Raw genomic sequence first — 6,790 nt, forward strand, 5'->3', positions numbered from 1 at the left:
AGTGGTTGGACACCACCAGGGCACCGCCGGCCGGGAAGGTGTCCAGGCCGCGCACCTCGGCGCGGTGCCAGCCCTTGAGGAACAGCTTGAGCAGGCCCATCACCCGCTCGGTGAGCACCGGGTCCCACTTGGTGATCTCGGACGGCGTCGCATCTGACGAGCTCACCGTGGCCCCCTTTGGCTTCGGATTGAAACGTGTTCTAGTTTTTCAGTGTACCCAGTGCTCACGGCCGTCATGCATCGCTGTTGACCTTAAGCGCTGTTGAGGGCGCACGATGGCGAGATGGCCACCGACCTAATGGGAACCGATCAGCGTGTCCTTAACGGGGATCTTGGTTCTTGGGCGGGAGGCTGATCATCGAGCCGCCAGCCGGTGAGCACTAGGGCGACGCGCGAACACTTCTGGCGACCGCGGTGGCCGACGTGGAGGCGATGGTCGCCACGATGACCGGGTACCTGGTCGACTCGCAGCAGGACCCGCAGCAGCTCTACCGGCTCGGGCTGGAGTCGGTGCCGTTCCTGCTCGCGGTGGGCGACCTGCTGCTGGGCTGGCTGCTGCTGCAGCAGGCCGAGGTGGCTCTGGCCGCACTCGACGGTGACGTCAGCGACCGCGACCGTGCCTTCTACACCGGAAAAGTCGCGACCGCGAAGTTCTTCGCCAAGAACGTCCTGCCGAGGCTGACCGCCCAGAGCGCGATCCTCAAGGCCGTCGACCTCACCGCGATGGAGCTGTCAGAAGAGCCCTTCTGAGGCGCCGAGGCGCCGAATGCACGGTTTCTGACGGAAAACCGGTGGCGATCCGTCAGAAACCGTACGTTCGAGGGTGTTGTCAGGCCGGCGTGTAGCCGAACGGCAGCAGAATGCTCTTCGCCTCGGTGTAGGCCTCGATGCCCTCGGGGCCGTTCTCCCGGCCGATGCCCGAGTTCTTGAAGCCGCCGAACGGGGCGCTGGGGTTGAACGCGTACATGTTGACCGCGTAGGTGCCGGTGCGGATTTTGCGGGCGATCTGCAGCGCCTTGTCGTTGTCGGTGGTGTAAACGCTGCCGGCCAGCCCGTAGACGGAGTCGTTGGCGATGCGCACCGCGTCGTCTTCGTCCTCGTAGGCGATCACCGCGAGCACCGGTCCGAAGATCTCCTCCTGGGCGATGGTCATCGAGTTGTCGACGTCGGCGAACACCGTCGGCTGCACGAACCAGCCGCTGTCCAGGCCGTCGGGTCGGCCACCGCCGGTGACCACGCGCGCGCCCTCGTCCACACCCTTCTTGATGTAGCCCTCGACACGCTCGCGCTGCTTCTCCGAGATCAGCGGGCCGATCATCGCGGCCGGATCGTCGGGCAACCCGATCGGCATCGCCGCGACGGCGGCGGACAACTTCTCCACGACCTCATCGTAACGCGACCGCGGTGCCAGGATCCGGGTCTGGCCGACACAGGCCTGACCGCAGTTCATCAGGCCGGAGAACACCAGCATCGGCAGCGTCGAATCCAGGTCGGCGTCCTCGAGGATGATGGCCGCGGACTTGCCGCCCAGTTCCAGCGTGCAGGCCTTGAGCTTCTCGGCCGCGATCTTGGCGACCTCCTTGCCGACGCCCGAGCTGCCGGTGAAGGTGAACTTGTCCAGTTCGGGGTTCGCGGTCAGGGCGCGTCCGGTCTCGGCGCCGCCGGGCACGATCGACAGCACGCCTTCGGGCAACCCGGCCTCGGCGAACATCTCGGCCATCGCGAACACCGACAGCGGGGTCTCGGCCGCAGGCTTGAGCACCACCGTGCAGCCGGCCAGCAGTGCGGGCCCGAGCTTGTTGGCCGCCAGGAAGAACGGCACGTTCCACGCCGTCACGGCCCCGACGACACCGATCGGCTCCTTGACCACCAGCGTCTGGCCGTAGACACCGTCGCGGATGTCCTGCCAGGTGAACTTGTCCGCAGCACCGACGTAGTAGTTGAACGACGACATTGTAGCGCCGTACTGCATCATGTCGACGATCGTCGGCGGCTGGCCCGTCTCGGCGGCCAGCAGGAACTTCAGCTCGTCGCCGCGCTCCTCCATGATCTTGACCGCGCGGCCCAGGATCTCGGCGCGCTCCGCCGGTGTCATCTGCGGCCAGGGTCCGTCGTCGAAGGCCTTCCGGGCGGCCGCGCAGGCGGCGTCGACGTCGGCCGCTGACGCCAGCGGAACCTTACCGACCAGTTCGCCGGTGGCGGGGGAGTGGACCTCGATCACATCCGAGGTGGCCGGCTCGACCCACTTGCCGCCGATGAACAACTTGTCCCACTCGGTCTTGAAGGCAGTGCTCTGGGTCATATCGCTCCTCGCGTGCGCGGTGTCATGCCCGTCACATTACCCCCGATGGGCGAAACGAGACCTGTTGCAGTTCAGCCCCTCAGGACGGCTGCAACACCAACACCAGATTGCTCACTGCGAACTCACGGAGCAGTGGCACCCGGACCGTGCCCCAGGCCCATCGGGGGTGGTAGCGGGGGAATGCGGCGATCAGAGCGCCGGTGCTCACAGCCCACTTCAGCCCGTCGGCGGCGGACACCGCGAACAACGACGAGCCGTAGTCGTTCTTGGGTCGGTGGCCGTGCTTGCGGGTATAGCGCTCGGCGGCGCGGCGGCCACCCAGGTAGTGCGTCAGGCCCATCTCGTGGCCGCCGAACGGGCCCAGCCACACCGTGTAGGACAGCACCACCAGCCCGCCGGGCCGGGTGACCCGCAGCATCTCCTCACCCAGGCGCCACGGTTCGGGTACGTGTTCGGCGACATTGGAGGACAGGCAGATGTCGACGCTGCCATCGCCGAACGGCAGCGCGGTGCCCGAGGCCCGGACGAAAGCCCCTTCCCGACGCTGCAGCCGGGGGCCTGCGGCGTGCATCTCCCGCGGGTCGGGCTCCACTCCGACGTAGCGCAGGCCTGCACCGCTGAACGCCGGCGCGAAGTACCCGGGTCCCCCGCCGACGTCCAGCACGGTGCTGCCGGTAGGGGCGGTGCCGTGGACCGCTGTCCACAGATCGGTGACCAGCGCGACGGTGTCCTCGGCGAGCGCACCGTAGAACCTGTCGGGATCACGCTGCTCGAAGCGGAACTCCGACAGCAGCCGCAGCGACCGCGACAACGTCGCCCGCCGGGCCAGAAGGTCAGTTGCCGCCATCTCGGTCACCCTAGGACCCGACTACTCTGAACCCGATGTCTGACCTACCCCTGCGATCAGTGTTGTTGCTGTGCTGGCGCGACACCGGCCATCCGCAGGGTGGCGGCAGCGAGGCCTACCTGCAGCGCATCGGTGCACAGCTCGCCGACTCGGGGGTCCGCGTCACGCTGCGCACCGCCCGCTATCCCGGCGCCGCGCGGCGCGAGACCGTCGACGGGGTGGAGATCCAGCGCGTCGGCGGGAGCTACTCGGTATATGTCTGGGCCGGGCTGGCGATGGCCGCGGCCGTGATCGGCCTGGGCCCGCTGCGGCACGTGCGCCCGGACGTCGTCGTCGACACCCAGAACGGGCTGCCCTTCATGGCGCGGCTGGTCTACGGGCGACGGGCGGTGGTGCTGGTGCACCACTGTCACCGCGAACAGTGGCCGGTGGCGGGGCCCGTGATGAGCCGCATCGGGTGGTTCGTCGAATCCTGGTTGTCGCCGCGGCTGCACCGACGCAACCAGTACGTCACGGTGTCGTTGCCGTCGGCGCGGGACCTCACGCTGCTCGGCGTCGGCGCCGACCGCGTCGCGATCGTCCGCAACGGTGTCGACGCCGCCCCGGGCGCGACGTTGACGCAGGCACGGTCGACGACCCCGCGGGTCGTCGTGCTGTCCCGGCTGGTTCCGCACAAGCAGATCGAGGACGCGCTCGGAGCGGTCGCCCGGCTGCGCTCCCGGATACCCGGGCTGCATCTCGACGTGCTCGGGGACGGTTGGTGGGCCGACCGGCTCGTCGACCATGCCGCACTGCTCGGCATCTCTGATGCGGTGACCTTTCACGGCCACGCCGACGATCACACCAAACATGCCGTGCTGCAACGCAGTTGGGTGAACGTGCTGCCGTCCCGCAAGGAGGGTTGGGGGCTGGCTGTCGTCGAGGCCGCCCAGCACGGGGTACCGACCATCGGCTACCGCGCGTCCGGTGGGTTGGCGGATTCGGTCGTCGACGGCGTCACCGGATTGCTCGTCGACGACCTCGACGGTCTGGTCGACGGCCTCGACCGGATGCTGTCCGATGAGGTCCTGCGCGAGCAGTTGGGCGTCAAGGCGCAGGTCCGCAGCGGTGAGTTCTCGTGGCAGCAGAGTGCCGCCGCGATGCGGGTGGTGCTGGAGTCCGCACACGCCGGCCACCTCGTCAGCGGCGTCATCTGAGCACCATTCACAATCTGGGTCACCACACGTCCACCAAGTGCAGATTCATCCAGGGAAACCGTCGCCGCACGCCCGTATTGCCGTCAACATAGTGCCCATGCTGGGGGCGGCGAGACGGGTTCTGGACTACCGGATGACCGTCGCCGAATGGATCGGCACCGCGCTGCTGCTCGGCGCGCCGTACCTGGTGATCGGCGTCGTGTCGGCGCTGGCACGCAGCGGCGCGTCCGTCGACCTCGGAGCCATCCTGTGGTGGCCGCTGCTGCTGATCCCCGACGTCTGCACGACATGACCGGGAACCGCATTCGCATCACCCGGCGGACCGCCCGCTGGAGCGACGGCCCGGTGACCGCCGCCGATGCCATGGACTTCTGGTCGTTCGCCGCGGGCGCAGCCAACGTCATCATGCAGCTGTCGCGCCCCGGCGTCGGGTACGGCGTCGTCGAGAGCAAGGTCGACTCCGGCAACCTGATGAAGCATCCGTGGAAGCGGGCCCGCACCACGTTCCAGTACCTGGCCGTCGCGGTGCTCGGCTCGGACGAGGACCGCGCGGCTTTCGTGAGGCCGTCGACGCGGTGCACCGCCATGTCAGGTCCGGACCGGACAGCCCGGTGCGATACCACGCATTCGACCGCGACCTGCAGATGTGGGTGGCGGCTTGCCTGTTCGTCGGTATCGAGGACACCTACCAACTGCTGCGCGGCGAGATGACCCACGCGCAGGCCGAACAGTTCTACACGTCGGCGTGGCCCCTGGGCACCACGCTGCAGGTCAGCGCGGATCAGTGGCCCGCCACCCGGGCGGACTTCGACCGCTACTGGGACGCGGCGTGCGAACTCGTCGACGTGGACGACGTCGTGCGCGCCTACCTTCTCGACCTGGTCAACCTGCGGATGATCAACCCGGTGCTGGCTTTTCCGTTCCGGCCACTGCTGAAGTTCCTGACCGCAGGTTTTCTGGCGCCGGTGTTCCGACACGCGCTCGGCCTGTCGTGGGGTCCGGCGCGGCAACGCTGGTTCGAGCGGTTGTTCCTGTTCGTGGCGTTCGCCAACCGGTTCCTGCCGGGTTTCGTGAGGCAGGGCGGTAGCCACGTGCTGCTCGCCGATGTCCGGATGCGGGTTCGCCGGCAGCGCCGACTGGTCTGAGGAGGCGACGGTGCCCGGAATGCGTCAAGCCACGCGTCGCCTGCTGAGCAAGCAGCTGAGCGTGGCCGACGCCATCGAGGCGGCGTTGTGGCTGGCGATCCCCTACATCGCTGTCGGTCTGGTGTGGGCCTTCTTCCAGACCGACGAGCTCCGGCAGCTCGAGGGCGTCCTGCAGCCTTGGCTGCCCGCCGGCGCGGGGATGGCTGCCTACCTGATCGTTGCCGGGTTGTGGCCCGTCTACCTGGTGCTGCCGGCGGTCTGCGTGGCCTGACCAACGCGCCTGCGCAACCCGAACACCAGCATCCCGGCCAGCCCGCCGACCAGCAGGCCCAGCCACACGGCGTGCGCGGCGAGCATCACGGTGCGGTGTGGAGAGGCCGCCTCGTCCCCGCCGACGGCGTAGACCGTGATGTCGCTGTCGCGGTAGGCCACCGGCATCCGCAGCCCCGGTCCGCCGCTGGTGACGACGACCCAGCCCACACCCTCAGCGGCGAGCCGTTCCCGGTCAGCCCTGGCGAGCAGCAGCCGCTGAACCTCACGAGCGTGCGCACCCTCGCCGGGCACGGTGCGACCGGCGATCGTCAAGTCGCCGGTACTGAGCACGTCGGCACGCACCCACCGCGGCAGCGGATCGAGAACCGGGGCGTCACCGGCCCACGCGAAGCTGCGCATGCTGTCCACAGGCAGCACCGCGACCGGGCGGGGATCGGCGTTGATGACCGCGGCCGCGGCCTGCCACCCCGGGGGATAGCGCACCGGCGTCACCCGGCCACCCACACCCCACGCGAGATCGGGCAGTGTCGCGATCAGCGCGGCGCAGCAGACCGTCGCCGTCGCAACCGCCGGGATCCGCGGTCGCAGCGTGACCACGGCGGCAGCACCCGCCACCGCGTAGCCGGGCACGGCCAGCGCCACCCACTTCTGGCCGTCCCGGAGCACACCCAGCCCCGGCAGCGCGCGGATCAGCGCCTCCAGCACGGCGATCCCCGAGCCCGTCGCCATCAGCGCGGGCGCCACGACCGCCGCCGCGGTCACGACCAGCAGCGGCACCGCAACCCGGCGGCGCACCAGCAGCGGCACGCCCACCGCGACCACAACCAGCAGCACTACCGCGGACACCAGCGCAAAAAGTGTTGTCCGCGAGGCCGGCACCGCTTCGGCGTTCCACAGACCGCCCAGGCTCGCCAGGCTTCCCAGCGTGCCCAGCCCCGGCTCGGCACGCGCCGCGAACGCCGTCACCCCGGGTTCGGCGGTGGTGTCGGCCCACCCACCCGCCACAGCGGAGGCCACCAGCCACGGC

General features: G+C 69.2%; 6 protein-coding genes and 3 pseudogenes. 5 read left to right on the top strand and 4 right to left on the bottom strand.

Going from position 1 to position 6,790, the window contains the following annotated elements; translation table 11 throughout:
• Window positions 1-166 (bottom strand): annotated as a pseudogene (locus WA944_RS25330) (glycerol acyltransferase); the annotation flags it as partial.
• Window positions 167-393: 227 nt separating this feature from the next.
• On the opposite strand from WA944_RS25330, the pseudogene WA944_RS25335 reads away from it, so the two are divergent.
• Window positions 394-750: pseudogene (locus WA944_RS25335) on the top strand (acyl-CoA dehydrogenase C-terminal domain-containing protein); the annotation flags it as partial.
• 79 nt (window positions 751-829) lie between these two features.
• On the opposite strand, the gene WA944_RS25340 reads toward WA944_RS25335, so the two are convergent.
• Complete coding sequence (locus WA944_RS25340) at window positions 830-2,302, bottom strand: aldehyde dehydrogenase (RefSeq protein ID WP_526368810.1); 1,473 nt, start codon at window positions 2,300-2,302, stop codon at window positions 830-832.
• A 79-nt stretch (window positions 2,303-2,381) separates the two neighbouring features.
• Entirely contained in the window at window positions 2,382-3,149 is a 768-nt protein-coding gene (locus WA944_RS25345; RefSeq protein WP_526368808.1) for a class I SAM-dependent methyltransferase, read from the bottom strand.
• 35 nt (window positions 3,150-3,184) lie between these two features.
• Here WA944_RS25345 and WA944_RS25350 point away from each other — a divergent pair, with 35 nt between their 5' ends.
• The 4 genes and pseudogenes from WA944_RS25350 to WA944_RS25365 all read left to right on the top strand — a co-directional run bounded on the left by WA944_RS25350 (window position 3,185) and on the right by WA944_RS25365 (window position 5,761).
• Complete coding sequence (locus WA944_RS25350; protein ID WP_526368806.1) at window positions 3,185-4,345, top strand: glycosyltransferase family 4 protein; 1,161 nt, start codon at window positions 3,185-3,187, stop codon at window positions 4,343-4,345.
• A gap of 97 nt (window positions 4,346-4,442) precedes the next feature.
• Window positions 4,443-4,637, top strand: coding sequence for a hypothetical protein (locus WA944_RS25355; RefSeq protein WP_526368804.1), 195 nt, complete (start codon window positions 4,443-4,445; stop codon window positions 4,635-4,637).
• Window positions 4,634-5,490, top strand: a pseudogene (locus WA944_RS25360) (oxygenase MpaB family protein). The gene WA944_RS25355 and the pseudogene WA944_RS25360 overlap by 4 nt, the downstream one beginning before the upstream one ends.
• Window positions 5,491-5,509: 19 nt before the next feature.
• Entirely contained in the window at window positions 5,510-5,761 is a 252-nt protein-coding gene (locus WA944_RS25365; protein ID WP_526368802.1) for a hypothetical protein, read from the top strand.
• Here the strand turns inward: WA944_RS25365 and WA944_RS25370 are convergent.
• A partial coding sequence (locus WA944_RS25370) for an MmpA family trehalose lipid delivery protein (protein ID WP_526647458.1) occupies window positions 5,728-6,790 on the bottom strand: 1,063 nt, incomplete at its 5' end. The two genes, WA944_RS25365 and WA944_RS25370, sit on opposite strands and share 34 nt — an antisense overlap.

Source organism: Mycobacterium sp. (assembly GCF_049683355.1).
Taxonomy (GTDB): Bacteria; Actinomycetota; Actinomycetes; order Mycobacteriales; family Mycobacteriaceae; genus Mycobacterium.